This is a genomic window from Pseudomonas sp. Irchel 3H7 (assembly GCF_900187605.1).
Classification (GTDB): Bacteria; Pseudomonadota; Gammaproteobacteria; order Pseudomonadales; family Pseudomonadaceae; genus Aquipseudomonas.
This window is the reverse complement of record NZ_FYEA01000010.1, coordinates 1-25,673: the sequence shown is the minus strand read 5'-3', so window position 1 is coordinate 25,673 and position 25,673 is coordinate 1. Positions and strand designations below refer to the sequence as shown.

The window sequence follows — 25,673 nt, the reverse complement described above, 5'->3', positions numbered from 1 at the left end:
GGCTATGGCCGGTCACCTTTGCACTGTGAGCCTGCCATGTCCCAAGAATCCCTGAGCACTTCGGCCCGATGGGCGCTGACCAGTCTGGCCCTGTCGATGTTGATGCCGTCGCTGGACACCAGTATTGCCAACGCAGGGTTGCCGATTCTGGCGACGGCGTTCGAGGCGACGTTTCAACAGGTGCAATGGATCGTGCTGGCTTACCTGCTGGCGATCACCACGCTGATCGTCAGTGTCGGGCGGCTGGGCGATGGCTTTGGTCGACGTCGATTGCTGTTGATCGGGATCGGCATTTTCACCAGCGCTTCGTTGGCCTGCGCGCTGGCACCGGGACTGGGCTGGCTGATCGGTGCGCGAGCGGTGCAAGGCGTCGGCGCGGCGATCATGTTCGCCTTGACCGTGGCGTTGGTGGCCGATGCGGTGCCCAAATCGCGGGCGGGCAGCGCGATGGGGTTGCTGGCAACAATGTCGGCGACGGGCACCAGTCTCGGGCCGTCGCTGGGCGGGCTGTTGATGACGCATATCGGCTGGCAGGCGATATTTTTGCTCAACGTACCGCTGGGCTTGCTCAATGCGTGGCTGGTGTACCGCTATTTGCCGGCGGATCGGGCAACAGGGCCGCGAGTCGCGTTCGATTATTCTGGCAGCGTGGTGCTGGTTTTGACGCTGGCGGCCTATGCGCTGGCAATGACCCTTGAAGGTTTCACCGTGCCCTTGCTGCTGGCCAGCCTGGGCGGCGCAGGATTGTTCATCGTGGTCGAGATGAAGGCCAAGTCGCCGCTGATTCGTTTGTCGCTGTTTAGCGACGCGCGATTGAGCAGCAGTCTGACGCTGACGTTGCTGGTGACCACGGTGATGATGACCACGCTGGTGGTGGGGCCGTTTTACCTGCACCGGGGTTTGGGTCTCAGCAGCACAATGGTCGGCGTGGCGTTATCGATCGGACCGCTGTTGTCTGCGTTTGGCGGTGTGCCGGCCGGGCGTCTGGTGGATCGTTTCGGCGCGCGCCGGATCGTGCCGGGCGCGTTGCTTGGCATGGCCTGCGGTTGTGGCTTGCTGGCGCTGTTGCCGATGAGTCTGGGGTTGCCCGCCTATTTGCTGCCGATTGCAGTGGTCGCCGTTGGCTATGCGCTGTTTCAGGCGGCGAACAACACCGGGTTGATGGCCGGAGTTCGTCAGGAGCAGCGCGGCGTGGTTTCGGCGATGCTCGGGCTGGCGCGCAATCTTGGCTTGATTACCGGGGCGGCAGTAATGGGTGCGGTGTTTGCGCTGGCGGCGGGGGATCCGACGCAAGCGCCGGCAACGGCGATTGCCAGTGGATTGCATATCACTTTCGGCGTCGCCTCAGCACTGATGCTGACAGCCCTGATCATCAGCCGAGCCGAGATCAAGCTGTGGGAGCGACAGCGCGCCGATTCGACCTGCTCGCGGTAGCTGCGGGTCAGGGAAAGTTGATGTTGATCAAGCTGACCTCATCGCTGGCAAGCCAGCTCCCACAGGGTTTTGGGTTGGCCGGAAGTCTGGATTCAGCGCCAATCATTGTGGGAGCTGGCTTGCCAGCGATGACGGCGGAAAAGTCGATGAAGGTGATTGCCGGGCGGGGAAGAACAATTCGAAGCAGGTGATGCCATCGACACTGCTGACGCTATAGCGGCCCTGATGCAACTGCATGATGGTCGCGACAATCGACAGGCCCAGACCATTGGATTGCGCCGAGCGTTCACGGGACTGATCGACCCGGTAAAAACGTTCGAACAGTCGTGCCAGATGTTCCGGCGCAATGGTTGTGCCGTGGTTGCGTACCCGCAGATAGCTGCCATCCGCCTCGGCAATCGCTTCCACCTGCACCGTCGAATCCGCCGCGCCGTACTTGATCGCATTGGCGCACAGGTTGGCCAACGCGCGGCGCAACAGCATCGGCTCGGCCCAGATCACACCGCTGCCGCGCGCCTCGATGCATACCCCGACATCAGCCGCCAATCCTTCAAAATAATCGGCAATGCGCTGCATCTCATCCGCTGCATCCAGTTCCTGGCGCTGACTCAAGGCACTGGCCGGATCGGTGCGCGCCAGAAAGAGCATGTTGTCGAGCATCCGCGTCAGGCGTTCCAGCTCCTCGACGTTGGAGGCGAGCAATTGCTGATAGGCCTCGATGCTACGGTGCTGCTGCAGCGCGACCTGGGTTTCGCCGAGCAGGTTATTGATCGGCGTGCGCAGCTCATGGGCCATGTCGGTGGACACCTGACTCAATTGCGCAAAACCCGTGGCGAGGCGGTCAAGCATGGCATTGAACGCTTCGATCATCGGCTGCAATTCTCGTGGCGCACCGCTGCTGGCAAGGCGTTCGCCAAGGTTGCCGACACCAATGCCATGAGCGTGCTTCGCCAGTTGCCGCAACGGCAGCAAACCGCGATACACCAGCAAACAACCGACCACCGCCAGTAACAGCGCCGCCAGCGAGGCGAGGCCATAAACACTCAAACGGTAATTGGCGAGCATCGCCGTGCGCTCGCTCATCAGGCGCCCGGTGGTGACTTGCAAGCTGCCCAGTTCACCTGAATCGATACTGGCTGCCACCGCCGAAAACGGTACGCCGTCGACGCTGGGCAGATGCTGCACATCGTTCAGCGTCATCGCATGATCGATGGGTACTGCTGGCAACGTCGGGGCGTTCAGATTGCCCGGGTTGACCACCAGCAGCGGCGGTTGCCCCGGCGCGCCGATGGTCAGCAGTGCTTCGCGGTTGCCGAGCATGTTCTGGAACAGTGCCGGTTTGTTCTTGATCAGCTCCAGGGTGTTGCTGTCGTTGAGAAAGGTGCGCAATTGATCGACGCGACTGACCAGTGAGATGTCATCGCGGCGAATCAGTTGTTGCTCCAGTTCGTTGTACAGCGCGGCACCGAGGCCGGCCAGCGAAGCGAACGCAAGCAGGGCGAACACCAGCGCCAGGCGCAGGGTCAGCGAGTACGGACGGCGTCTGCTCATGGTTGTGTATCGAAGCGATAACCGATGCCGCGCACGCTGTGGATCAGCTTGAGCTGGAATGGGTCATCAATCTTCGCCCGCAAGCGGCGCACGGCGACATCGACCACATTGGTGTCGCTGTCGAAATTCATGTCCCACACCCGAGAGGCAATCAGCGAACGGGCGAGGACCTGCCCGGTATGGGTGGCGAACAATTGCAACAACGCAAACTCCTTGTTGGTCAGCGTGATGCGCACCCCGGCCCGCGTCACGCGGCGCTTGAGCACGTCGATCTGCAGGTCGGCCACTTGCAACTGTTCGTCTTCATGGATCGGCCCGCGCCGGGTCAGGGTGCGCAGGCGCGCCACCAGTTCGGCAAAGGAAAACGGCTTGATCAGGTAATCATCAGCGCCCAGTTCCAGGCCTTTGACGCGGTCAGCGATGTCATCGCGAGCAGTGAGGAACAGCACCGGCGTGTCAGCCTCCTTGCGCAACCGGCGCAGGACTTCCCAGCCATCCATTTTCGGCATCATCACATCGAGCACGATCACATCGAAACTGTGTTCCAGCGCCAGGTGCAGCCCGTCGGCACCGTCGCGGGCGAGGCTGACGCTGTAACCCAGTTCCTGTAATCCGTTGAGCAGGTAATTGCCGGCCTTGGGTTCGTCTTCGACAACCAGAATATTCATCGATCAGTCTCAATGGTCATTGATGCAACCGCTGCCTTGTACCTGATAGTCCAGCACATGCTCGCGGCCCTGATGGTCGAGATAATTCAATTGCGCCGGGACCACGCCACACGCTTGTGAAATATCAGTGCTGGACAGGACTTTGTCGACATCCAGATTGACGTAGAAGCCGGATTTGTCATGAATCACGGCGGTGTCGGGCATGTTCGCGGCGAACGCGCTGCCGGTGGCGAGGAGGGCGGTGAAGGCGAGCAGGAGGCTTTTCATGATCAGTCACTCAGTGGTCAAAGTTGATCGGCATTGGCGCCGGGACAACTTCAGGCTACCGAGCGATCCGCACGGCAAACCGACAGCTGAATGACAAAGTTGTAATGAAAGTGACTGCGAATCTCCCTGTAGGAGTTGCCGAAGGCTGCGATCTTTTGATCTTGCTTCTAAAAGTCAAAGTCAAAAGATCGCAGCCTTCGGCAGCTCCTTCAGGGATTTGTGGTGGTCGGTCAGCTCGCGTGGGTATTGAGGATGCTCGCCACCTGCTGCGGCTGGCAGTTCAGATAAGGCGAAGACTTCAACCAGCGCTGATCCGGGTACCACGAAAACATGAACTGGCCGTTCTTCAAGCGGTCGATCACCTGTTTGGCAATCTGTGGCCGTACCGCCGGGCAACCCTGGCTGCGGCCGATGCGCCCCTGTTTCTTGCTCCACAGCGGATTCACATAACTGGCCGCGTGAATGACGATGGCGCGATCACGGGCCATGTCATTGAAACCCGGCTCCAGACCGTCCATGCGCAGCGAATAACCGTGGGTGCCGCTGTAGCTTTCTTGCGTGCGGAACAGGCCGAGGCTGGACTGGTAACTGCCTTCGACATTGGAAAACTGCGTGGCGAAGTTTTCCCCGGAATTGGAACCGTGGGCGACCAGATCGCGCAGCACCAACCTCTTTTTACTGAGGTCGAAAATCCACAGTCGGCGTTCGGTGGACGGCTGCGAATAGTCGATGATCGCCAGATGGCGGGACGGTTTCGCACCGTTGTTGACCGCGCATTGCATGGCGTTCAAAGCACCTTTCAGCGCTTGGGGATTGAGTTCTGGCGCGGCGTGCGCGAGGCTGGTGTAGAGAACCGGCGATGGTTTGCCGGCGGCAAAAACTGGACTGGTCACGACGATAGCGGTGGCAGTCAGCAGAAGTCGGCGCAAAAACGTCAACATTTTATAAAGTGTCCTCACTTGCTACATATTTGGCACTTTGGCTCCTGACTCCCAGTCAATACCCGCAAGCCCGCAGATCGAGCCTGACTGTTCAGCGCACCTGATGTAAGGTTGGCCATCATCTAGACGGCCATGGATTGGAGTAAAGCAGTTGTTCAAAAAGTACGCATGCTACTTGAGCATTTGTTTGCTCGCTGCGCCGTTTGTCGCTTGTGCCGATGAGCCGCTGCCACCGCTGGAGACATTGCCAACACCACCGGCGGAAATGCCGGTCGAGCCGCAAAGTCCGTTGCAGGCAGTGTTGATCAGTCTGGCGCAGTCGTGTCCGGCGATTGCCACGCGCCTCAACGGCCCGGCGCTGACGCAACTGCAAGCGTTCTACCAGCAGCAGGACTGGATGCCGGTGTGGGCTAACGAATCCGCACGATTGCCGGTGTTGCATGCGCAATTACAGCTGTTGGCCGATGATGGCCTCAATCCAAAAAACTATCCGATCGCCACCACGGCGCCTCAGGATGGCGAGTTGTGTGCCGACATCGACATCAGTCGCAACTATCTCCAGGCCCTGCAGGATTTGCACTACGGTCTCCTGCTGCAATCGCACTTCGAACCGCTGTGGCATGCCGACGCCACTCCGCGCGACCGTCAGGCGGAATTATTGGCCATCGCCGTTCCCGGCCTGCACGACATTCCCGCTGCGTTCGACCTTGCCCGTCCGCGTCTGGCGCAATATCAGGACCTGCGTCAGCTCTATGCGGCGCAACGGCTCAAAACCTTGCCGCAATGGCAAGCGGTGGGCAACGGGCCGCTGCTGCGCCCGGCCATGGAAGACAAACGCGTACCGGAACTGGCCCAGCGTCTGTACAGCGAGGGCTATCTGACCCAGATCATTGGCACGCCCGGCAATGCGTATGACGGCGTGCTGGTCGACGCCGTGAAGAGTTTTCAGGCCAACCATTCCTTGCAGGCTGACGGGGTGGTCGGGCCGGGAACGATTGCTGAACTCAACATCAGTCCGCTGACCCGCCGCGAACAGTTGCGGGTCAACCTCGAGCGTTTCCGCTGGATGGCCCAGGACCTGGAGCCCAATGGCTTGCTGGTCAACGTCGCCGCCGCTGAACTGACGCTGTATCAGGGCGGCGTGGCGGTGTGGCAAACGCGCACTCAGGTTGGCCGCGCCGAGCGCCAGACGCCGTTGCTCAAATCCCGGGTGACACGCCTGACCCTGAACCCGACCTGGACCGTGCCGCCGACCATCTGGAAAGAAGACAAACTGCCGGAAATCCGCAAGGACCAGACCTTCCTCAGCCGCCAGAACCTGCAAGTGCTCGACGCCAACGGTCAGCCGCTTGCGGCAGCGGACATCGACTGGGACAACCCCGGCAACATCATGCTGCGTCAGGATGCCGGGCCGCGTAATCCGTTGGGGCAAATGGTCATCCGCTTCCCCAACCCGTTCTCGGTGTATCTGCACGACACGCCGAGCAAGGCGCTGTTCGAAAAAGGCCCGCGCGCCTTCAGCTCCGGCTGCGTGCGGGTCGAGCATCCGATGCAATTGCGCGACTTGTTGCTCACACCCGCAGAAAAGGCCCGCACCGAAACCCTGCTGGCCACCGGCACCACCCACGAATTTCGCCTGTCAGCGCCGGTGCCGATCCTGATGACTTACTGGACGGCACAGGTCGACAGCAGCGGCCGCGTGCGTTACTCACCGGACATCTACAGCCGTGACAGCGCCTTGCTCGCCGGCCTTGATCGGGCGCATTGAGCCTCAGCGGGTGCTCCGGTTCCAGAACACCCGCGCCAACCACGCATCGACACTCAACTTGCCAGCGCCAGCGAACACCAGCGGCAGCAGCGCCGCCAGGTAAATCGCCGGCAGCTTGAAGTTGCCGAAGCCTTTGTTAGTGATCGCATACCCCTGCGCCAGCTCGCTCAGTGACGACCAGTCAGCCGGCCAGTGCACGGCGGCGGTGGCGACAACAGTGACCACGATCAGTGAGATCGCCGAGATCCGCGTGCCGAAGCCCACCAGAATCGCCAGTGCGCAGATAAGTTCGGCCCACATCGACAATTCCCAGTTGAGCGTTGCCGGCAGGTGATCGAACGGGAAGGGGAATTTGTCCTGGATGTCTTCGAACCAGTTCTGTCCGTTGAATTTCTCCAGTCCGGACTCGAAGAATTCCCAGGCGATGAACAGGCGCAGGGTCAGTGGGGCGATCCACGTGCCGGCGCGGTCGAGGTTCAGGTGCAGGGATTTGACCGCAGTTGAAAGGGTGGTGGTCATGAGGCGTCTCCGGTGAATTGAGTGAAATCGACCGGGTCATTTCAGCTTTGGGGTGTATCGGTGATGTGTCGGCAGGATGGGGAATTGTGCGTTGGGTGTGTCTGCGGCTTCCGGGTATACAGTGCGATACAGGCAAAAGCCCCTCACCCTAACCCTCCCGAAACGTCGGACCGCCCAGAGGGAGAGGGGACTGACCGAGTTGTCTTGCGTCATCCATCGACGTGGGAAATCCGGTCGATTATGGATTCACCCAAGCACGTTCAGGTCGGCGTACATCGTCAATATCCCCCGATCGGCTCCCTCTCCCTCCGGGAGAGGGCTGGGGTGAGGGTAACGGGCTGGACTCATATCGACGAGCCAGTCAGCATGACAAAAAAAACGGACCCCCCCACATGCGACGACTTCCCTCCCTGGCCGCCCTGCGCACCTTCGAATGCGCCGCCCGCCACGCGCATTTCGGTCGGGCAGCCGCCGAACTGTGCGTCACCGACAGCGCCGTCAGCCATCAGATCCGCCAGCTCGAAGAACAACTCGGCGTCTCACTGTTCATCCGCGAAGGCCGACAAATCCGCCCGACCATCGCCGCCGGGCGGCTGATGCAAAGCCTGCAACAAGCCTTCGAACTGATCGGCGATGCCTGCGATGAATTGCGCGATCCGTCGTCGCTGGCCGTGCTCAGACTGGCCGTCACCGCCGAACTCGCGCAGAAATGGTTGATGAGTCGCCTCACTGATTTCTACGCGCGTTATCCGCACATCACCTTGCACCTCTACGAACAACCGATCGACGCCACGGCGCCCGGCGAAGACATCGACCTGGCGATCACCTATGGCACCGGCCCGGTGGACAGCAGCGCCTACTTCGTGCGGCCGCTGCCAGCCTTGCAGTTCTTCCCGGTGTGCAGCCCCGGCCTGTTCAACCAGGGCAGCTTGAAAACCCCGAAGGATCTGGCCCGTCACTGCCTGCTGCACGACGATCAGGACGGCAAGACCTGGACCGCGTGGCTGACCAGCCACGCCGGTGATCTACGCCCGCAGCGTCAGTTGTATTTCGCCCACGCTGGTTTGGCGTTGGAAGCGGCGGCGCAAGGGCAGGGCGTGGCCATGGGCGATAACCTCACCGCGCAGGAGGATTTACAGAGTGGTCGCCTTGTGCGGCCCTTCGCCTCCAGCATGACTGCCCTCGGCCAATACGCGTTGGTCTGCGAGCGGCTGCGGCTGGAGCGTCCGGCGGTGGCGCAGATGCTCGAATGGTTCAACGATCAACTGGCCGATTGATGAGTTGAATTCAACTGTTCCGCAATAATCATCGTTGGCGGGCGTACTGCGTGCGCCCTTAGCCTGTGGTCATTCCCATCGCGAAGACGAGGTTTGACCATGGCACGTTTGCTCGACTCCACCCCCAAACAGGACGGCTTCCGTCTGCCCGGCGAATTCGAAACCAAGTCCGGCTGCTGGCTCGGCTGGCCGGAGCGCACCGATGTCTGGCGCAACGGCGCCAAACCGGCGCAGAAAGTCTGGGTGCAGATCGTCACCGCCATCTCCCACAGCGAACCGGTCACCGTGTGCGCATCGGCCGCGCAGTTCGCCACGGCCCGCCGGCAGTTGCCGCCGCAAGTGCGCGTGGTCGAGATGACCTGCAACGACACCTGGTTTCGCGACAGCGGCCCATGCTTTGTGGTCAACGATCAGAGCGGTGAAGTGCGCGGCGTCGACTTCGAATTCAACGCCTATGGCGGTCTTGACGGCGGCCTGTATTACCCGTGGGACAAGGACGACCAGATCGCCAGCAAGATCCTCGAAATCGAGCGCTTCGACCGCTACCGCGCGCCGCTGATTGCCGAGCTGGGCGGCATCCAGAGCGACGGTCAGGGCAGCATCCTCACCACCGAACAATGCCTGCTCAACCGCAATCGCAACCAGCATCTGGGCAAGGACGAAGTGACCCGACGCCTGACCGATTACCTCGGCGCCGAGAAAGTCATCTGGCTGCCACGCGGCTGCAAGTTCGACGAAACCGATGGCCATGTCGATGACCTCGCCTGCTTTGTGCGTCCCGGTGAAGTGGTGTTGCAATGGACCGACAACCGCGACGATCCGCAGTGGGAAATTTATCAAGAAGCCTACGACATCCTGCGCAGCACCCGCGACAGCCGTGGCCGCGAGTTGATCGTGCACAAGCTGCCGCAACCGGACGTGCTCGAGTGGACCGCCGAAGAAGCCGACGGCCTCGATCAGCAGGACAGCACCCACACTCGTCAGGCCGGCACGAAAATCTGCGCGTCGTACATCAACTACTACGCCGGCAACAGCTCGATCGTTGTGCCGCTGTTTGGTGATCGTAACGACAAGGTTGCCATGGCGACGCTGGCCGAACTGTTCCCGCAGCACAAGATTGTCGGCATCGAGAACTCCCGGGAAATCCTTCTCGGCGGCGGCAACGTCGCGTGCATCACCATGCCGCAATACGCCGGCCTGAAAAAAGGAGCCTGACCATGCGCCTGCACAAACTGACTCAAGCCTTGATGCTGGTGCTCGCCCCCTTGTGTGTGCAGGCTGCCGACACCGCCAAACCGGTAGTAAATCTGTACATCTGGGGCGAGTACCTGGCGCCGGATACCCTGAAGAATTTCGAGGCGCAGACTGGCATTCATGTGGTCGCCGATCACTTTGATTCGCTGGAAACCGTCGAGACCAAACTGCTTACCGGGCGCAGCGGTTACGACTTGGTGTTGACCGCCGGACAGCACCTGTCGCGGGCCATCGAGAGCGGCGCGATCCAGCCGTTGGACAAGGCCCGGGTGCCTCACTTCGCCGGGGTTGGTGAAGAGTTTCGCCAGCACATGGCGGTGTTCGATCCGGGCAATCGCTATGCCGGGATTTACGCCTGGGGCACCACTGGCTTCGGCTATCAGGAGGAGGCGATAAAACAGCGGTTACCCGAGGCGCCGACGGACAGTTGGGCGATGTTGTTCGATCCGGCGGTGGTTTCGAAATTCGCCGATTGCGGGGTCAGTCTGCTCAACGATCCCAACGAAGTGTTCGCCGCTGTCATGAAGTACATGGGGCTGGACATCAACCGGCAGAACCTCGATGACTTGAAACTCGCCGAGCAGCAACTGGCGAAGATCCGGCCGTATATCCGCTATTTCGACAATGATCTGAATATCAGCGATCTGGCCAATGGCAATACCTGCGTGGCGATGTCGTGGAACGGCAATGTCGCCATTGCGGCGGGGCAGGCGGAGGCGGCGAAGAAGCCGTTCACATTGAGTTACCGGATTCCGAAAGAGGGTGCGTTGATCTGGTTTGATGCCATGGTCGTGCCCAAGGACGCGCCGCATCCCCAGGCCGGGTTGGCGCTGATGGATTATCTGATGACGCCGGAAGTGATTGCGCCGATCACCGACACCATTCACTACGCCAATGCGATCACGGCGGCGGATGGTTTGGTGGACGCGTCGATTCGTAATGATCCGGGGACGTATCCGTCCGCGCAGGTCAGGGCTTCGCTGTACAGCAAAAATGACAATGGCAAGGCGTTCAATCGGGCTTTGATCCGGGCGTTCAGCCGGTTGAAATCCGGGCTTTGAAAAGCGGGCCCTCACCCCAGCCCTCTCCCTTCGGGAGAGGGGGCCGACCGAGGTGTCTTGCGTTATACATCGACCTGAAAGACCGAGGCGATTATGGATTTAAGCCTTGGCGGTCATGGATTCACAGGCGCTATTTCAGGTCGACGTAAAATCTCCAATATCCTCCAATCAGTCCCCTCTACCTTTGGGGGGGCCGACGTTTCGGGCGGGTTAGGGTGAGGGCAGTCGATTATGGAATTGAGAAGTCTTGGCGATCATGGATTCACAGGCGCTATTTCAGGTCGACGTAAATCGCCAATATCCCCCAATCAGTCCCCTCTCCCTCTGGGAGAGGGCTAGGGTGAGGGCAGCGGTTTAGGCACCCGCCACAAATACCACGCCGCCACCGTCCGAAAAGGACTCCAGGCCAACCCGATCTCAACCATCTGCCTGCGCGTTGGCTGCACCTCCAACCCCTTCAAACGCCGATACCCCTCACGCACACCAAAGTCATCGGCCGGCAGAATATCCCTGCGTTCCAGGCTGTAAATCAGCAACATCTCCACCGTCCAGCGACCCACCCCGCGCAAACTGACCAAACGTTCGATCAACGCCTCATCGTCCATCGCCAGCGCCGTGGCGTAATCCGGCACCACGCCATCCAGCGTCGCCTGGGCAATCCCCTGAATCGTCGCAATCTTGCCCGCGGAAAACCCGCAACTGCGCATGCGCTCAAAATTCGTCGCAAGGATTTGCTCCGGCCGCGGAAACGACTGCCCAGGAAACAACCCCACCAGCCGCCCGACAATCGCATCGCCGGCCTTGGCATGCAGTTGCTGATAAGCAATCGCCCGCACCAGCGACTCGTAGGGATCACGCGCCGGATGCGGTTGATGCCGGCACGGGCCGACCGCTGCGATATGGCGTTGCCAGTCCGCATCGAGCGCGGCCAGAAACTCGCTGGCCGCTTGATAGGCATCAGGCATGTTATTTCAGCAAGCCGTTGACTTCGCCGTAGGTGAAAGCCTTGAGATCATGGGTATCGAGTTTGCCGCTGGCCAGAAAGCTTTTTACCAGCCCACCCATGGCGCCATAGAGGAATTCGGCGATGCCGGAACCCGCGCTCAAGCGGCGCACGCCCAGCGCTTGCAGTTCTTGCGGCGAAGGCAGGCAAGCGAAACCCAGGACATTGACCGGCAGCGTCGTGCCTTTGCAGATGGCCTCGATTTCATAGGCCGAGGTGACGCCCGCCGCGAACAAACCATCCGCGCCGGCCGCTTGATACAGCGCCGCGCGGTGCAGGGTTTCGGCGACGCGATCCTCGGCCGGCACAAGGCTTTTCAGATAGACATCGGTGCGTGCATTGATGAACAGCTGCACCTCGCGCTTGTTGGCCACCTGTCGCGCCACTTCGATCTTGCGCGCGAGCAACTCGGGGTCGGCAGAACCGTCCTCGATATTGATGCCCACGGCCCCCGCTGCGATCACCGCATCCAGCACTTCGGCGACGCGCCCGAGGTCATCGGAATAGCCGGCCTCGACATCCACGGTCAAGGGAATGCTGATCACCCGGGCGATGGATTCCACCGTCGACACCAGACGTTCAAGGGGCAGGGTGTTGCCGTCCGGGTAACCGTGAGCCCAGGCCACTGCCGCACTGCTGGTGGCCACGGCTTTACCGCCCAGGTGCTCGACCAGTCGCGCACCGGTGGCGTCGGCGACATTGGTCAGAATCAACAGACCTTGCTGGTGCAACTGGTGAAACTGCGTAGCGAGCGCGTTCATCAAAAATCCTTCTTGTCAGTTGATTCGGTGGGTCAGAATGCCAGTTGTTGGGTGAGCTGCACGGCGGCGTTTTCCAGCCGCAGCAGAAACGCCTTGCGCGGTTGTCCACCACCATAGCCGGTGAGCGAGCCATCCGCGCCGATCACCCGATGGCAGGGCACCACAATCGATAACCGATTGTGCCCGTTGGCCAAGCCGACCGCGCGACTGGCGCCGGGTTTGCCCAAACCGGCGGCGATGGCGCCGTAGGTGCTGGTGTGGCCGTAAGGTATCTGCAGCAGCGCCGACCAGACCTGCCGGGCGAACTCGCTGCCGGGCAGGTGCAGTGGCACGGTAAAGGTCGTCAGTTGACCGGCGAAATACTGCGCCAGTTGCTGCTCGATCTGTTGCAGATGTGGGTTGTGCCCCGGCGCGACCGCATAGCCGTAGCGGTGTTGCAGTTCTTCGACTTCGCGGGTCAGCGCCGGGCGATCAAGAAACTCCAGCAGTACCAGGCCACGCCGCTCGGCCATGGCAATCATCGGCCCCAGCGGGGTGGTCAGTCGGGTGAACAGCAGCGGCTCGCTGTGTTCGGCGCGACCGGGGGTGATGTGGAATGACTTCTGGAAAGCATCACGAAAACCGCTGAGCGATTCATAACCGGAATCAAACGCGGCGTGATCAATCGAGGTGCCTTGCTTGATCCCGCCCAGCGCCATGCCCAAGCGGCGCGTTCGCAGCCACGCATGGAAGGTCATGCCGAAGTGCTGCTTGAACCAACGGCGCAGCTTTAGCGGCTCGATGCCTTCAGCGAGCAATTGTGCGTCGCTCCAGCGCAGCTCTGGATCGGCCTCCACGGCGGTGAGCAGGCGCTGCACCCAGTCCGGCGCGATGGCCGCCGCGTCCAGCGGTTTACAACGCAGGCAGGCGCGATAGCCCGCCGACAGACAGTCATCAGCCTGGGCGAAGAACTCGACGTTCTCCGGTTTCGGCTTGCGCGCCGTGCAGCTGGGGCGGCAGAAGATTCCGGTGGTTTTCACGGCCGTAAAGAACACGCCTTCATAGGCAGTGTCGCGTTCGAGCATGGCGCGAACCATTTCGGCGTGGGGCGGCAGGACAGCGGTTTGTATGTTCATGGCTCGAGAGTAAAACCAGTTTGTCGATGGCTCCACCGAAAAATCGACAGTGAATTTTCAAATCCCCTGAACTACCGTGTAGGAGCTGCCGCAGGCTGCGATCTTGATCGTTCCCACGCTCTGCGTGGGAATGCAGCCTGGGACGCTCCGCGTCCCAAAATCCCAGATCGCCGCTATCGGCAGCTCCTACCGTTTGTTGAGGTGTGCCCGATGCATCCATTTTCCATCCAACATATCGATCACATCGTCCTGCGCGTCGCGGATCTGCAACGCAGCATCGACTTCTACGGTCAAGTCTTCGGCGCCGAAGTGGTCAAACGCAACGAACCGCTGGGCGTGATACACCTGCGCGCCGGCACTTCGATGATTGATCTGGTCGACCTGCAAGGCGAACTCGGCCGCAAGGGCGGCGGGGCGGCCGGGGCCGAGCGACGCAACGTCGATCACTTTTGCCTGCGCATTGAGCCATTTGATGAGGCTGCACTGATTGCACATCTGCAAACCTTCGGCCTCACCGCCGCAAAAGCCGAATCACGCTTCGGCGCCGAAGGCAAAGGGCTGTCGCTGTACTGCTTCGACCCGGACGGCAATCAGGTCGAACTCAAAGGCCCGTCCGAGGCTTAAGCGCGTTTGGCCATCAACAGCACCGAAGCCGCCGCCGACAGCAGGCCTGCGCAGCAACGATTGAACATTCGTTTTCCGCGCGGCTCGGCGAACCAGCGGCGCATGTGCAGGCCCATCCACGCGTAGGCGCTGATGGCGATCCACTCCAGCAGCAGAAACAGCACGCCCAGCACCGCAAACTGCGCCGGCACCGGGCGTGCCGGGTCGACGAACTGCGGCAGAAACGCGGTAAATAACAGGATCGCCTTCGGATTGCCCGCCGCCACCAGAAACTCCTGCCGCGCCAACGCAAAGAAGCCAACGGTCGCGCCCGTCATCTGCTGCTCGGCCTCAGGATTGGCCCGCCATAACTGCCAGGCCAAGTACAGCAAATACGCCGCGCCAATGATCTTGATCGCATGGAACAACCATTCTGAAGTTTGCAACACCACCGACAGACCGGCACCGGCCAGCGCGATCATCCCGGCAAACGCCAGAATCCGCCCGATACCCGCCGTGCAGGCGCGGCGAAAGCCATAACGCGTGGCGTTGCTGATCGATAGCAGGTTGTTCGGCCCGGGGGCCATGTTCAGGGCGAAACAGGCCGGGAGAAACAGGATGAGCGTGGCGAGATCCATGACAGCACTCCAGAAACGAGAGCGATATTTTTATCACAGCCTCCGGGCGCCCAGACCCATACAGTCACGCGGCGCTGTCGCGGTACAGCGCCCGGCGCCGTTGGGCAACGCGGTCGAACTTTTTGCAGATGCCTTCACTCTGAATGACTCAGAGGGTGATGGTTTCGGCAGAAATAACTATCCGGCCGGTCAGAAACCGCGATAGCCGTGTAAAATTTCGCCGACGTTGCACTCACCCCGTTTGGCCCCAGGCGGCCCCACCAAGAGCGATCTACATGCAAGCAAAGGCCCGTGAAGTTTATGTGCCACCGGTGCTGCAAGATCTGCGAGCCGGCACTGCCGAGCTGCACATCGCGCTGGAAAAACGCCTTCCCTTTTTCTCCGATACCCTCGATACCCAGGCCTTTGTCCGGCTGGTGCAGGCCTATTACGGCTTCTATTTACCGCTGGAAAACGCACTGCAGCAAAGCGATGCAATCCCCACCGATTTTGATCTGGCGCCCCGCCTCAAAACGCCAACCCTGCGCGCCGACCTGCTAGCTCTGGGCGTATCCGCCGCAGCGCTGCAAAGCCTGCCGCACTGCCAGCAGTTGCCGATCATCGACTCAAGCGCTGCCTGCCTGGGCGTGCTCTACGTCCTCGAGGGCGCGACGCTCGGCGGGCAGATTCTGCGCCGCGAAATCTCTTCACGGTTAGGCCTGGAAGCCAACAACGGCGCGGCCTTTCTCGATATCTACGGCGCCGCCACGGGCCGGCGCTGGCGCGATTTCATCGAATATCTGGGCAATCAGCCGATGAGCGCCGATGAGCGCGCCGCCGTCGTCACAGCGGCACAAACCACATTCAGTTGTTTCGAGCGCTGGCTCGAAAGCCGGGAGGTACTGGCATGAACCCGCAAGACAAAGAAGCCTTTGAAGAACTGCTGGCCAACTGTGCCGATGAGCCGATCCGTTTTCCCGGCGCGATCCAGCCCCACGGTTTGTTGCTGACCCTGAGCGAGCCTGAGTTGGTGATCATTCAGGTCAGCGCCAATGTTGAAACGTTGCTGGCCCGAGAGCCGCAAAGCCTGATCGGCCAGCCGCTGGAAAGCCTGATCGGCGACGCCGAAGCGGCAAAAGTGCGCGAGGCCTTGCTGCAACCGTCGCTTTCCGACTTGCAGCCACTGCGCTTCAGGCTCAACGGCACCGCGTTCGAGGGTTTGTTGCATCGTCATCAGGGCGTATTGATTCTGGAGCTGGAAATCCACGTCGAGAACTTCCAGCCGCGCAACGTCGCCGGCAACCAGACTCATCTGGGGCGCATGCTTCAGCGTCTGCAAGCGGCGACCACGTTGCAGGCGCTGTACGACATCAGCGTCAAGGAAATCCAGGCCATGACCGGTTACGACCGGGTGTTGATCTATCGTTTCGAGGAGGAGGGCCACGGTCAGGTCATCGCCGAAGCCTCCGACCCGTCGATGGAAGTGTTCAATGGCCTGTTCTTCCCGGCCTCGGACATTCCCGAACAAGCGCGCGAGCTGTATCGCACCAATTGGCTGCGGATCATCCCCAATGCCGACTATCAACCAGTGCCGCTGCTGCCAAAGTTGCGCCCGGACACGAACACGCCGCTGGACCTGAGTTTCGCCACCCTGCGCAGCGTGTCGCCGATCCACTGTCAGTACATGAAGAACATGGGCGTGCTGTCGTCGATGAGCATTTCCCTGCTCAAGGGTGACAAGCTCTGGGGCCTGATCAGTTGCGGCAATCGTCAGCCACTGCACGTGCCGCACGAATTGCGCGCGGCGTGTCAGACCATCGGCCAGGTGCTGTCGCTGCAGATCAGCGCCATGGAAGCGCTGGAGATCAGCCGTCAGCGCGACGAAAAAGTCGAAGCCTTGGCGCTGCTCAATCAAGCGATGATCGACTCGCCGCAGAATGTCTTCGACGGCCTCGCCAATCAGCCGCAGACCCTGATGGCGCTGACCAATGCCGGCGGTATTGCAATCATCGAAGACAAACAACTGCACCGCTACGGCAACTGCCCGGAGCCGGAAGACATTCGCGCCTTGCACAAGTGGCTGCAGGACAGCGGCGAGGCGGTGTTTGCCAGTCATCACCTGGCCAGCGTCTATCCGCCGGCCGCGCAGTTCCAGCAGGTGGCCAGCGGCGTGCTCGCCATGAGCCTGCCGAAACCGGTGGACAACGGCGTGTTCTGGTTCCGCCCCGAGGTCAAGGAAAACATCAATTGGAGCGGCGATCCGCGCAAGCCGCTGGACCTGGAAAACTCCGACGCCGGCCTGCGCTTGCGCCCGCGCACCTCGTTTGAAATCTGGAAAGTCGAGATGGCCGGGATCTCCACCAAGTGGAGCCACGGTGATCTTTTCGCCGCCAATGATCTGCGCCGTTCGGCACTGGAAAACGATCTGGCCCGGCAGGTGCGCCGCGAGCAGGAAGCGGTGCGCGCCCGCGATGAGCTGGTGGCGGTGGTCTCCCACGATCTGCGTAATCCGATGACGGTGATCTCGATGCTGTGCGGCATGATGCAAAAGGCCTTCAGCTCCGACGGCCCGCACACTTCGCGGCGCATCTCGACGGCCATCGACACCATGCAGCAGGCTGCCGGACGCATGAACACGCTGCTGGAGGACTTGCTCGACACCTCGAAAATCGATGCCGGGCGCTACTCCATCACCCCACAAAAGCTCGATGTCGCGCAGATGTTCGAAGAGGCGCAGGCACTGCTTGCACCGTTGGCACTGGACAAGGACATCAGCATTTCCTTCGCGGCCGATCCTGATCTGCGCATTCATGCTGACCCGGAGCGGCTGTTCCAGGTGCTGTCGAACTTGGTCGGCAACGCGATCAAGTTCACCCCGCGACTGGGCAGGGTGGGCGTGCATGCCACCTCCGTCGGCAATGAAATCGTCTTCACTGTTCGCGATAGCGGCGAAGGCATTCCCAAGGAGCATCTACCGCATGTGTTCGACCGTTACTGGACGGTGAAAGAGGGCAACCCGACCGGTACCGGCCTTGGTTTGTACATCACTCAAGGCATCGTCGAAGCCCACGGCGGACGGATTTTCGCCGAGAGCGAACCGGGGCAGGGCAGCGAGTTCCGCTTCACCGTGCCGCGTCTGGACTAAGCGTAGATTTTAATGTGGGAGCGAGCCTGCTCGCGAAAGCGGTGGGTCATGTGATCGTTCCCACGCTCCGCGTGGGAATACCTCAACGGACGCTCTGCGTTCGGCTCTGAAGGGGACGCGGAGCGTCCCAGGCTACATTCCCACGCAGAGCGTGGGAACGATCAGGATCACAGGGGCATTTTCTTCAATACCGGGGATCGGGTGCTGGTTAGGGTGAGCACCTTGTTCCTCGATTTGAAGCAGGTGTGCGATGAGTCTGATTGTTTCGATGGCGGCGTTTGCGCTGGCGGCGTCCATCACGCCGGGGCCGGTGAATATTGTGGCGTTGAGTTCCGGGGCGCAGTTCGGTTTTCGCGCCAGTCAGCGGCATGTTGCCGGGGCCACGTTGGGGTTTGTGTTGCTGCTGGTGCTGATGGGGCTGGGCTTGCATGAGGTGCTCAAGCTTTGGCCGTTCATGACCCGGGTGGTGCAACTGGCCGGCGTGGCGTTTCTGCTGTTCATGGCGTGGAAACTGGCCGTGGATGACGGGCAATTGAATGCCGGTGATTCCGGACGGGCGCCGTCGATGCTGTACGGCGCGGTGATGCAATGGCTCAACCCGAAAGCCTGGCTGGCCTGCGTCGCGGGCATGGGCGCGTTTGTCGCCGATGGCGAGGCGCGCTTGGTGTGGCAGTTTGCGGCGGTGTATCTGGTGATCTGTTATCTGTCGGTCGGCTGCTGGGCGTATGCCGGGACGTGTTTGCGCGGGTATCTGGGCAACGCGGCGGCGATGCGCTGGTTCAATCGGGTGATGGCAGCATTGTTGGCCGTCAGCGCGATATACCTGCTGCTACCGTAAACCCTGTAGGAGTGAGCCTGCTCGCGATAGCGATGTATCAGTCAATATAGATGTCGACTGATACGCCGCTATCGCGAGCAGGCTCACTCCTACAATGAATCGCGGTGTAGCCGAGAGATTATTAGTCGAACGGCTGCTGAAAGGCGCCGCCCTCAATGTGATAAACCTTCGGCTCTTCGGAAAAATAATCCTCCAGCCCCAGCATGAAAACCCGATGGTCCTCACTTGCTTCAAACCCCGGCGTGTGATCCTCAAGGGATTGCCAGCGCACAATCAGATTGAACACCTCCGGTGTTTCGATTCCTGGCGCGAGCAGGTGGCCGCAATAACCCTTGGCGCGTTTGAGCAACGGCTCGACCTCGGTAAACGCATGCCGAAACGCCGCAGTTTGTTCTGTGTGAACGGGCAGTAAAGCGATCTCATAAATCATGGTGTTCTCCTCGGGACTGAGTTCAGCGATTGGCGAGTTCGGGCGACGGCACGACAGCAATCGCAATTTTCCCTTGAACGCCGTTGTTGGGCGTTTCCAGTCGGGCATGGGCGAGACCGATGTCGGCCAGCGGATAGACCGCGCCGACGTGCGGGCGCAACTGACCGTTGGCGATCAGTGCGCTCAACTCGTCGAGTTTGCCGCGATTCTGTCGGGTGAACACGAAGTGGTAGCTGGCGTTCTTGCCCCAGGCCTGAATCAGGTTTTGCGGCTGGGCAAGGTCCACGATCGACACCACGCGGCCAAGCTGTGCGAGGGCGTCGGGGCTGCGCTCCAGGGTGTTGCCGCCGATGGTGTCGAAGACGACATCGACGCCACGACCCTCGGTTTCGCGCAGGATCGCGGCGACATAATCTTCCTTTTCGTAATCGATCAGCACATCGGCGCCCATACGCTGGGCGAACTCGAAATTGCCTTCACGCACAGTGGTGAAGACCTTCGCGCCGATGGCTTTGGCCAGCTGAATCGCGACATGACCAACGCCGCCCGCGCCGCCGTGGATCAGAATGCTCTCGCCGACTCTGAGCGCCGCCCGCACGACCAGCGCTTCCCACGCCGTGCCGCCAACCAGACTCAGGCTCGCCGCTTCAAGATGGCTCAGTGTGGGCGGCTTCTTGCCGACAATGTTTTCGGCCGCGACGTGGTATTCGGCATAACTGCCTGGACCGTCGAAAATCTGCGGGGTGTACCAGACTTCGTCACCCGGCATGAACGCTGTCACCCCCGGGCCGACCGCTTCGATAACGCCAGAGACGTCGTGCCCGGTGATGGCTGGCAGGGGCACCAGATCGGCATAGTCGCCACGGCGCACCTGATAATCCAGCGGATTGATGGAGGTGGCGTGCACCCGGACCAGCACTTCTCCCGCGTGTGGCACTGGTTTGGGCACTTCACAAAGTTCGAACGATTGTGCGCCGCCAAATGAAGTAAGGATCATCGCTTTCATTGCATTTCCTCGTTTCGGTAAAAAGGGATATCGGGAATTATCGATATCTTGGGGCAAAAAATTACAGCTCGCTGCCGATGATCTCGGCCAGCGCACTGATCGCTGCTTCGTTACGTTTGTAATAGGTCCACTGCCCAATGCGCCTGACCTCGACCAGGCCTGCGCGTTGCAGCGTCGCCAGGTAATCGGACACCGTCGACTGCGACAGCCCGACGCCTTCCTGAATACTGCTGACGCAAACGCCCACCGTGTGCACGTCACCTTCATCCTGGGGAGGAAAGTGCTTCTCGGGATCCTTCAGGCCTTTGAGGATTTCCAGGCGTGTGCGGTTCGAGAGGGCTTTGAAGATTTCGAGTAGGTCCATGCTGCGAAGATATCGGAATTTACCGATATGTCAATATCTGAATGTGTTGGCCAGCGATCAATCGGGGCAAACCATCAGCCGCGATATTGGCCGGGCGTTGCCGCCAAATGCTGCTTGAACGCTCGCTGAAAATGCGCCTGATCGGCAAACCCGGCTTCCAGCGCGACATCCGCGATCAACTGCCCGCTGCGCAAACGCTCGCGGGCGAACTGGATGCGCTGGTTGACCAAAAAGGCGTGGGGCGTCATGCCGTAATGCTGTTTGAAGGCGCGGATCAGGTACGAAGGCGACAGTTGTGCCGCCGTGCAGATGTCGTCGAGGTTCAGCAGCTCGGTACAGTGTTCGCGGATGAAATCGGCCGCGCGTTCCAGCTTGAAATTGGGTTCGCGCAGCGAGGGGCCGGCGGGATTCAACCGCAGTTGCAGGTCGCTGAAAAACTCCACCGCAGCGCTTTGTTTGCGCAGTACGTCCTGCTGTTCGTCGACCAATGTTTCATAAAATCCATTCAGGTCGTTGAACAGCGCGGTGTCGTCGAGATGAGTAGTGGAGAAACGCCGAAACTCAAGATCACTGGCGAACCCCAACTGATGCTGCAAATCCGTCAGCCATGGCGTCTCGACATACAGCATCACATACGACCAGGGCTGATCATCGATCGGATTGCACGCATGCACATCGCCGGGATTCATCAGCACCACGGTGCCTGCCGCGACTTCGAACTGCGCCTGCTCATGCACATAGGTGCTGCGACCGGCGGTGATCGCGCCGATGGAAAAGTGCGCGTGGGAATGGCGCGCATAGCAGACCTCGCGGCCATCGGCGATGGCCCGCGCTTCAATGAACGGCAGCGCCGCGTCACGCCAGAAACGCGGGGCTTTTTCAGGGTTTTTGGCGGCAGCGTGTTTCATCGTTGTTATTCCCGGCAGGCCAGCGCGCCAGTGTATTAGCTCTGGCCGGCAAAGGCGCGTTCGAGTTCGGCAATGTCGAGTTTTTTCATCGTGAACATCGCCTGCATCGCTCGCTGCGATTTGCTGGTGTCGGCATCCAGCATCATGTGCATAAAGGCCACCGGCACGATCTGCCACGACACGCCGAACTTGTCCTTGAGCCAGCCGCATTGCTGGGCTTCGACCGGGCCACCCTCGGACAGGTTGCCCCAGAAATGGTCGACTTCTTCCTGATTCTGGCAGTTGACCTGAAACGAGATCGCCTCGCTGAATTTGAACATCGGCCCACCGTTGAGGCCGGTGAAGGTTTGGCCATCGAGTTCGAAACTGACGGTCATCACCGCACCTTCCGGCTTGCCGTGAAATTCCTGACCGACCTTGCTGTAGTGGGTCAGGCCGGTGATTTTCGAATGATCGAAGATCGAGCAATAGAACTTCGCAGCGGCTTCGGCCTGATCGTCGAACCACAGGCAGGGCGTGAGTTTCTGAAAGCGTTGCATGGCAGTCATCCTCGGCAGGTTAGACACGCAGGATTAACAGCGTAGTCAGTCCTTGGTCGATTGCCGGTGCCGTAGATCGACAAGTTAGCGGGCGTCAGATCGTAGTCATAACGACTAGCGATTGAGTCAAATTGACCGGCATCTACGGCGCTTATCTCTACAACGGTCAGACGCCGATTGCGCTGCTGGTGGCGATGCATTCGCTGACCGTCCTCGGCCCGACCCTGATCAAGATCGGCTACGTCATGCGCCTGCTGGCGCAGCACCGCATCCGTGGTCCCGAAACCACTGTGGGAGCTTGCCTGCAAGCGATTGCGGTCTGATATTCAACATTGATGTCGCCTGAAATACCGTCATCGCGAGCAGGCTCACTCCCACAGGTTTGTATGGTGGTCGCAAATTCCTGGCACACCCAAAACCACTGTGGGAGCTGGCTTGCTAGCGATTGCGGTCTGATATTCAACATTGATGTCGCCTGAAATACCGTCATCGCGAGCAGGCTCACTCCCACAGGTTTGTATGGTGGTCACAAATTCCTGGCACACCCAAACCACTGTGGGAGCTGGCTTGCCAGCGATGAGGCCAGCACCTTCAACATCAATGTTGACTGACCCGACGCCATCGCTGGCAAGCCAGCTCCCACAATGATTGATGGTGTTTCTGAAATCTCAGCGGCGCTCGGCAACCATCAGCAACGACTGCGGCACTGGACTTTGCGGATGCTGTGGCTCCTGCAAACCGGCCAATTGGAACCCGGCCATGTCCAGCGCATTCAGCCAACTCGACAACGTGCGGAAATACCACGGCATCGGCTGCCACTGACCTTTGAATCCCGCGAACGATTCTTCGCGCCAGCCATCCTGATAATCGCCTGCCGCGACAGACCATGGATGCAGTGTCTGAATGACCACAACACCTGTGGGAACAAGCAAGGCATTCATCGCGGCAAGCAGCGGAATTATGTCTTGATGCAGTAGCGAGAAATTCGCGCACACCAGGTTGTAGTCACGACCGATATCGACCTTGCCATCGACCAGCGCTTCGTAACTCGCAACATGCACCCGCGCCGCCCCCGCCAGATGCGCCGCCTCGATCAGCCGCGCATCGCCATCCACACCGACAGCTTCAATCCCGCGATCCGCCAGCGCCCGCAACAACCAGCCTTCGCCGCAACCCAGATCAAGTACGCGCTGCGGTTGGCGGCCCATGATCGCCAGCACAATCGCCTGATCGGTAACCTGCTGACGACTTTCGATGGCGCCGCTGCGGATCACTTCGATCCAAGCGTCAGCATTGTCGTGCCAGCTCTGCAACAGGCTGGATTCGGGGGAAGGCATGGCGGTGTCCCGACTTTTGAAAACCACAGTATGGACGCTGAACGCGGGCAAGGGCTTGTAGATCAGCGCATTCACCACAACCCCGAACGCCGATTTTCTTTAAGACATCGATATCAGGTCCATTTTCAGGTCATTTTTTCGAAGCCGCCAAAACCTCCTTGAGCGCTGCATTCGCACGTTCGGCAGTCTGCGCATCCTCGTGTTTTTTCAACTGCTCAGTGACCTCGCCCAACTGTGCCGCGCTGAGCCCGACGCGCAAGCTTGCCGCCATATGCGCGCGCAGTTGCGGTTCCACGCCCGGCGTCGCTGCCAGCGCGCCGACAGTGGCCAGTTCACGGCTTTGCCAGTCGAGGTTGTCGCGCTCGAAGATGTCGCCGAACAGGTGGGTTTGCAAAAACTGGTTAATCACTGGGGCGAACTCGAACACCGGGCCTTTGACCGGAGCGCCCGAGATCTTCGTTTGATTCGCGGTGCCGGCGGCCAGCAGTTCATCCCCGACTGGAATCGCCCGGCCCGGCTCACGCCCCGGCGCATCTTCGATGCCGCGTTGTTGGCGCGCCTGCACCACGGTCATGAGCTCATTCAAGGCATTGAGGCTGCGCGGGAAGCCCACATAGGCGTAGAGCTGCACGAGAATTTCCCGGGTTTCGCTGATCGTCAGGCCAGCGTCCAGTCCTTGGTTGAGGGCCGCGTTGAGGTTGGGCATGTCGCTGGTCGCCATGAACGCAGCAATCAGTGGAATCGTCTGTTGTTTGCTCGAAAGGGCTTGTCCGGTGGTTTGCGGGGTGGTCATGGATTTCGGTGCCTCGGCTGCTTGGGTGGTAAGGCTGAACATCGCGCCAACGCTCAGGCAGAGCGCCATGAGTGCGGGGAGGGCAGCGCTGCTGCGTGTGTCAGTGGCCATCGTGAAAGGCTCCGTCCACTGTGGTTCTGCGATTCTCTGGGTATCCGTGGTCGGGCCATAACCACGGCTCAGGCCCATGCAGCCAAAGCCGAGGGCGGATACTTCGAGTGAACGGATGCCGAATGTGCGCTTGTGCATGTCGATCTCCCATTGGGCGTGGGGAGAAGACTAAGCGAGGTGACTGGTGAGGACTAGACGGGTAAATCGGGATGGCTTGATGAGTGCTGCTCATCAATCGACGGTAGGCGGAAGAGCGAAAGTGAGGGTGTGACCCCTCACTCAGTCCGTCTGTTGACTACTGCGGGATGCGCAGCTTGTCCAGCAGTCGGTTGACCAACAGCTCGTTCAGCATGATCACCTGTTGCAGCGCCAGCAGCGGTTTGCGCTCCGGGCCGCCTATCGAGTTGGCGATGTTACCGGCCATGGAGTGGGCGTAGGAAAGCGACTCACAGGCTTCGACCAACAGGGTTTCTTCATCCAGCGTGGGGTCGACCAAATAGACCGGGCGAAACTTGGGTGAGCTTGGCGGAGCCCCTAGTGCTTCGGGCCGGAGGTAGTAGTCGAGGGCGCGGTCGGTTGCCTCTTTGACCTTTTGCGGGTCAAGCGCGGGGTCGTGAGGGATTGGATCGGTGGGCGGTGGATTTGGCGTGATCTTGAACATAGATAAAGCTCCAATTTGAAAAAATGGGAGCCATCACCCTCGCTACCAAACGGCGGGTGGCGGCCATGCGCGGGTTGGTAGACCGGTCAAATTGGGTAACCCGGCGCTCACGGATGAGCCCCACGCATGCCCACCATTCAAAGCCATACCTCAAAAAAAGGAGACAGCATCGACGGTGTCGCAACAACGACAATTTAAAGCGGGCTACCAAACCCGATCACTGTTTTGCAGTGACAGGCCAACGATATAGCCCGGCCCATAGCCGTGTAAGCCGGCGGATTCTGGCGTACGCGTAGGTAACGACGCAAGGTGTTGTAGGGGGGATGGCGTAACGGTTTGTGTGTTTTAAACGCGATCACGGCTTAGTGTTTATTGATGAAAATACTGGATGGCGGGGGCTTTGTGTTTTGCGGTGTGTCAGTGCGATTCCCCCCTCACCCCAGCCCTCTCCCCCAAAGGGGGCGAGGGGGAAAGGGAGCAGATCTCCAGGCCTTTCAAAACCTGAGTTCGACTCGGTATCTCAAGTCGGTGCAACTTGCACATTCAGCGCGGTCAGTTCCCTCTACCTCTGGGAGTGTATGTACCGGAGACATGGTGGACAGGTGTTCGGAGACATGGTGGACACATTTTAATAGACACATTGCTCATCGCGAAGGAGATGGCCTGTGTCTTGGGAAGAGGTGTCCACCGTGCAGCTTCGTT

26 protein-coding genes and 1 pseudogene are annotated in these 25,673 nt (G+C 60.3%); 10 read left to right on the top strand and 17 right to left on the bottom strand.

Annotation, left to right across the window (positions count from 1 at the left end):
• Nucleotides 1–36 precede the first annotated feature (36 nt).
• Nucleotides 37–1,434 (top strand): MFS transporter, encoded by a 1,398-nt coding sequence (locus CKW38_RS19255; protein WP_095113572.1) that lies wholly within the window; start codon nt 37–39, stop codon nt 1,432–1,434.
• Between the two features lie 102 nt (nt 1,435–1,536).
• Here the strand turns inward: CKW38_RS19255 and CKW38_RS19250 are convergent, their stop codons facing one another.
• From CKW38_RS19250 to CKW38_RS19235, 4 genes are all read right to left on the bottom strand, one after another.
• Nucleotides 1,537–2,985, bottom strand: a complete 1,449-nt coding sequence (locus CKW38_RS19250) for a heavy metal sensor histidine kinase (RefSeq protein ID WP_095113571.1) — start codon at nt 2,983–2,985, stop codon at nt 1,537–1,539.
• The gene (locus tag CKW38_RS19245) at nt 2,982–3,653 is read right to left on the bottom strand and encodes a heavy metal response regulator transcription factor (protein WP_016985270.1); all 672 of its coding nucleotides are present in this window, start codon (nt 3,651–3,653) and stop codon (nt 2,982–2,984) included. The genes CKW38_RS19250 and CKW38_RS19245 overlap by 4 nt, the downstream gene beginning before the upstream one ends.
• 9 nt (nt 3,654–3,662) lie before the next feature.
• On the bottom strand, nt 3,663–3,920 hold the full coding sequence (locus tag CKW38_RS19240; protein ID WP_038366121.1) for a DUF2790 domain-containing protein: 258 nt from the start codon (nt 3,918–3,920) through the stop codon (nt 3,663–3,665).
• 230 nt (nt 3,921–4,150) lie between these two features.
• Nucleotides 4,151–4,861: a murein L,D-transpeptidase catalytic domain family protein gene (locus CKW38_RS19235; protein WP_038366118.1), complete on the bottom strand. Its 711-nt coding sequence runs from the start codon at nt 4,859–4,861 to the stop codon at nt 4,151–4,153.
• Between the two features lie 151 nt (nt 4,862–5,012).
• Between CKW38_RS19235 and CKW38_RS19230 the strand changes: the two genes are divergently transcribed.
• On the top strand, nt 5,013–6,629 hold the full coding sequence (locus tag CKW38_RS19230) for a murein L,D-transpeptidase (protein WP_095113570.1): 1,617 nt from the start codon (nt 5,013–5,015) through the stop codon (nt 6,627–6,629).
• 3 nt (nt 6,630–6,632) lie between these two features.
• On the opposite strand, the gene CKW38_RS19225 is transcribed toward CKW38_RS19230, so the two are convergent.
• Nucleotides 6,633–7,148: a DoxX family protein gene (locus CKW38_RS19225; RefSeq protein ID WP_095113569.1), complete on the bottom strand. Its 516-nt coding sequence runs from the start codon at nt 7,146–7,148 to the stop codon at nt 6,633–6,635.
• A 392-nt stretch (nt 7,149–7,540) separates the two neighbouring features.
• On the opposite strand from CKW38_RS19225, the gene CKW38_RS19220 reads away from it, so the two are divergent.
• The 3 genes from CKW38_RS19220 (at nt 7,541) to CKW38_RS19210 (ending at nt 10,740) form a co-directional block, all read left to right on the top strand.
• Nucleotides 7,541–8,425: a LysR substrate-binding domain-containing protein gene (locus CKW38_RS19220; RefSeq protein WP_007915644.1), complete on the top strand. Its 885-nt coding sequence runs from the start codon at nt 7,541–7,543 to the stop codon at nt 8,423–8,425.
• A gap of 99 nt (nt 8,426–8,524) precedes the next feature.
• Nucleotides 8,525–9,640, top strand: coding sequence for an agmatine deiminase (gene aguA, locus CKW38_RS19215; RefSeq protein ID WP_095113568.1), 1,116 nt, complete (start codon nt 8,525–8,527; stop codon nt 9,638–9,640).
• Nucleotides 9,641–9,642: 2 nt separating this feature from the next.
• On the top strand, nt 9,643–10,740 hold the full coding sequence (locus tag CKW38_RS19210; protein WP_095113567.1) for an extracellular solute-binding protein: 1,098 nt from the start codon (nt 9,643–9,645) through the stop codon (nt 10,738–10,740).
• A gap of 335 nt (nt 10,741–11,075) precedes the next feature.
• On the opposite strand, the gene CKW38_RS19205 is transcribed toward CKW38_RS19210, so the two are convergent.
• The 3 genes from CKW38_RS19205 to CKW38_RS19195 are packed head-to-tail and all read right to left on the bottom strand — an operon-like array spanning nt 11,076 to nt 13,619.
• Nucleotides 11,076–11,705: a DNA-3-methyladenine glycosylase gene (locus tag CKW38_RS19205; RefSeq protein WP_095113566.1), complete on the bottom strand. Its 630-nt coding sequence runs from the start codon at nt 11,703–11,705 to the stop codon at nt 11,076–11,078.
• A gap of 1 nt (nt 11,706) precedes the next feature.
• Nucleotides 11,707–12,504, bottom strand: coding sequence for an isocitrate lyase/phosphoenolpyruvate mutase family protein (locus CKW38_RS19200; protein WP_095113565.1), 798 nt, complete (start codon nt 12,502–12,504; stop codon nt 11,707–11,709).
• 32 nt (nt 12,505–12,536) lie between these two features.
• Nucleotides 12,537–13,619 carry a bifunctional transcriptional activator/DNA repair enzyme AdaA gene (locus tag CKW38_RS19195; RefSeq protein ID WP_007915654.1) on the bottom strand — a complete coding sequence of 361 codons (1,083 nt, stop codon included), beginning with the start codon at nt 13,617–13,619 and terminating at the stop codon, nt 12,537–12,539.
• A 210-nt stretch (nt 13,620–13,829) separates the two neighbouring features.
• Between CKW38_RS19195 and CKW38_RS19190 the strand changes: the two genes are divergently transcribed.
• Complete coding sequence (locus CKW38_RS19190; RefSeq protein ID WP_095113564.1) at nt 13,830–14,243, top strand: VOC family protein; 414 nt, start codon at nt 13,830–13,832, stop codon at nt 14,241–14,243.
• On the opposite strand, the gene CKW38_RS19185 is transcribed toward CKW38_RS19190, so the two are convergent.
• Nucleotides 14,240–14,860 (bottom strand): LysE family translocator, encoded by a 621-nt coding sequence (locus CKW38_RS19185; RefSeq protein WP_095113563.1) that lies wholly within the window; start codon nt 14,858–14,860, stop codon nt 14,240–14,242. The two genes, CKW38_RS19190 and CKW38_RS19185, sit on opposite strands and share 4 nt — an antisense overlap.
• A 275-nt stretch (nt 14,861–15,135) precedes the next feature.
• Here CKW38_RS19185 and CKW38_RS19180 point away from each other — a divergent pair, with 275 nt between their 5' ends.
• From CKW38_RS19180 to CKW38_RS19170, 3 genes are all read left to right on the top strand, one after another.
• On the top strand, nt 15,136–15,750 hold the full coding sequence (locus CKW38_RS19180; RefSeq protein ID WP_007915661.1) for a biliverdin-producing heme oxygenase: 615 nt from the start codon (nt 15,136–15,138) through the stop codon (nt 15,748–15,750).
• Nucleotides 15,747–17,984 (top strand): ATP-binding protein, encoded by a 2,238-nt coding sequence (locus tag CKW38_RS19175; RefSeq protein ID WP_095113562.1) that lies wholly within the window; start codon nt 15,747–15,749, stop codon nt 17,982–17,984. The genes CKW38_RS19180 and CKW38_RS19175 overlap by 4 nt, the downstream gene beginning before the upstream one ends.
• 250 nt (nt 17,985–18,234) lie before the next feature.
• The gene (locus CKW38_RS19170) at nt 18,235–18,822 is read left to right on the top strand and encodes a LysE family translocator (protein ID WP_095113561.1); all 588 of its coding nucleotides are present in this window, start codon (nt 18,235–18,237) and stop codon (nt 18,820–18,822) included.
• A 121-nt stretch (nt 18,823–18,943) separates the two neighbouring features.
• Here the strand turns inward: CKW38_RS19170 and CKW38_RS19165 are convergent, their stop codons facing one another.
• From CKW38_RS19165 to CKW38_RS19145, 5 genes are all read right to left on the bottom strand, one after another.
• On the bottom strand, nt 18,944–19,252 hold the full coding sequence (locus tag CKW38_RS19165) for an antibiotic biosynthesis monooxygenase (RefSeq protein ID WP_007910622.1): 309 nt from the start codon (nt 19,250–19,252) through the stop codon (nt 18,944–18,946).
• A gap of 22 nt (nt 19,253–19,274) precedes the next feature.
• Entirely contained in the window at nt 19,275–20,258 is a 984-nt protein-coding gene (locus tag CKW38_RS19160; protein ID WP_095113560.1) for a zinc-dependent alcohol dehydrogenase family protein, read from the bottom strand.
• Between the two features lie 61 nt (nt 20,259–20,319).
• Nucleotides 20,320–20,622, bottom strand: coding sequence for a helix-turn-helix transcriptional regulator (locus tag CKW38_RS19155; RefSeq protein ID WP_007910618.1), 303 nt, complete (start codon nt 20,620–20,622; stop codon nt 20,320–20,322).
• A gap of 74 nt (nt 20,623–20,696) precedes the next feature.
• A complete protein-coding gene (locus tag CKW38_RS19150; protein WP_095113559.1) occupies nt 20,697–21,530 on the bottom strand; it encodes an AraC family transcriptional regulator in 834 nt (277 codons plus the stop codon).
• A gap of 35 nt (nt 21,531–21,565) precedes the next feature.
• Nucleotides 21,566–22,069: a VOC family protein gene (locus CKW38_RS19145; protein ID WP_038366082.1), complete on the bottom strand. Its 504-nt coding sequence runs from the start codon at nt 22,067–22,069 to the stop codon at nt 21,566–21,568.
• Nucleotides 22,070–22,200: 131 nt separating this feature from the next.
• On the opposite strand from CKW38_RS19145, the pseudogene CKW38_RS19140 reads away from it, so the two are divergent.
• Nucleotides 22,201–22,392 (top strand): annotated as a pseudogene (locus tag CKW38_RS19140) (hypothetical protein); the annotation flags it as partial.
• Nucleotides 22,393–22,737: 345 nt separating this feature from the next.
• Here the strand turns inward: CKW38_RS19140 and CKW38_RS19135 are convergent.
• The 3 genes from CKW38_RS19135 to CKW38_RS19125 form a co-directional block, all read right to left on the bottom strand.
• Complete coding sequence (locus tag CKW38_RS19135) at nt 22,738–23,406, bottom strand: bifunctional 2-polyprenyl-6-hydroxyphenol methylase/3-demethylubiquinol 3-O-methyltransferase UbiG (protein WP_095113728.1); 669 nt, start codon at nt 23,404–23,406, stop codon at nt 22,738–22,740.
• A gap of 130 nt (nt 23,407–23,536) precedes the next feature.
• Entirely contained in the window at nt 23,537–24,448 is a 912-nt protein-coding gene (locus CKW38_RS19130; protein ID WP_256588412.1) for a carboxymuconolactone decarboxylase family protein, read from the bottom strand.
• A 157-nt stretch (nt 24,449–24,605) separates the two neighbouring features.
• Entirely contained in the window at nt 24,606–24,971 is a 366-nt protein-coding gene (locus tag CKW38_RS19125) for a DUF6124 family protein (protein ID WP_095113557.1), read from the bottom strand.
• Nucleotides 24,972–25,673: the final 702 nt, after the last annotated feature.

Coding starts and splice junctions, on each gene's coding strand:
- CKW38_RS19255 (WP_095113572.1), top strand. CDS start 37: ATGTCCCAAGAATCCCTGAGCACTTCGGCCCGATGGGCGCTGACCAGT.
- CKW38_RS19250 (WP_095113571.1), bottom strand. CDS start 2,985: ATGAGCAGACGCCGTCCGTACTCGCTGACCCTGCGCCTGGCGCTGGTG.
- CKW38_RS19245 (WP_016985270.1), bottom strand. CDS start 3,653: ATGAATATTCTGGTTGTCGAAGACGAACCCAAGGCCGGCAATTACCTG.
- CKW38_RS19240 (WP_038366121.1), bottom strand. CDS start 3,920: ATGAAAAGCCTCCTGCTCGCCTTCACCGCCCTCCTCGCCACCGGCAGC.
- CKW38_RS19235 (WP_038366118.1), bottom strand. CDS start 4,861: ATGTTGACGTTTTTGCGCCGACTTCTGCTGACTGCCACCGCTATCGTC.
- CKW38_RS19225 (WP_095113569.1), bottom strand. CDS start 7,148: ATGACCACCACCCTTTCAACTGCGGTCAAATCCCTGCACCTGAACCTC.
- CKW38_RS19220 (WP_007915644.1), top strand. CDS start 7,541: ATGCGACGACTTCCCTCCCTGGCCGCCCTGCGCACCTTCGAATGCGCC.
- aguA (WP_095113568.1), top strand. CDS start 8,525: ATGGCACGTTTGCTCGACTCCACCCCCAAACAGGACGGCTTCCGTCTG.
- CKW38_RS19210 (WP_095113567.1), top strand. CDS start 9,643: ATGCGCCTGCACAAACTGACTCAAGCCTTGATGCTGGTGCTCGCCCCC.
- CKW38_RS19205 (WP_095113566.1), bottom strand. CDS start 11,705: ATGCCTGATGCCTATCAAGCGGCCAGCGAGTTTCTGGCCGCGCTCGAT.
- CKW38_RS19200 (WP_095113565.1), bottom strand. CDS start 12,504: ATGAACGCGCTCGCTACGCAGTTTCACCAGTTGCACCAGCAAGGTCTG.
- CKW38_RS19195 (WP_007915654.1), bottom strand. CDS start 13,619: ATGAACATACAAACCGCTGTCCTGCCGCCCCACGCCGAAATGGTTCGC.
- CKW38_RS19190 (WP_095113564.1), top strand. CDS start 13,830: ATGCATCCATTTTCCATCCAACATATCGATCACATCGTCCTGCGCGTC.
- CKW38_RS19185 (WP_095113563.1), bottom strand. CDS start 14,860: ATGGATCTCGCCACGCTCATCCTGTTTCTCCCGGCCTGTTTCGCCCTG.
- CKW38_RS19180 (WP_007915661.1), top strand. CDS start 15,136: ATGCAAGCAAAGGCCCGTGAAGTTTATGTGCCACCGGTGCTGCAAGAT.
- CKW38_RS19175 (WP_095113562.1), top strand. CDS start 15,747: ATGAACCCGCAAGACAAAGAAGCCTTTGAAGAACTGCTGGCCAACTGT.
- CKW38_RS19170 (WP_095113561.1), top strand. CDS start 18,235: ATGAGTCTGATTGTTTCGATGGCGGCGTTTGCGCTGGCGGCGTCCATC.
- CKW38_RS19165 (WP_007910622.1), bottom strand. CDS start 19,252: ATGATTTATGAGATCGCTTTACTGCCCGTTCACACAGAACAAACTGCG.
- CKW38_RS19160 (WP_095113560.1), bottom strand. CDS start 20,258: ATGAAAGCGATGATCCTTACTTCATTTGGCGGCGCACAATCGTTCGAA.
- CKW38_RS19155 (WP_007910618.1), bottom strand. CDS start 20,622: ATGGACCTACTCGAAATCTTCAAAGCCCTCTCGAACCGCACACGCCTG.
- CKW38_RS19150 (WP_095113559.1), bottom strand. CDS start 21,530: ATGAAACACGCTGCCGCCAAAAACCCTGAAAAAGCCCCGCGTTTCTGG.
- CKW38_RS19145 (WP_038366082.1), bottom strand. CDS start 22,069: ATGCAACGCTTTCAGAAACTCACGCCCTGCCTGTGGTTCGACGATCAG.
- CKW38_RS19135 (WP_095113728.1), bottom strand. CDS start 23,406: ATGCCTTCCCCCGAATCCAGCCTGTTGCAGAGCTGGCACGACAATGCT.
- CKW38_RS19130 (WP_256588412.1), bottom strand. CDS start 24,448: ATGCACAAGCGCACATTCGGCATCCGTTCACTCGAAGTATCCGCCCTC.
- CKW38_RS19125 (WP_095113557.1), bottom strand. CDS start 24,971: ATGTTCAAGATCACGCCAAATCCACCGCCCACCGATCCAATCCCTCAC.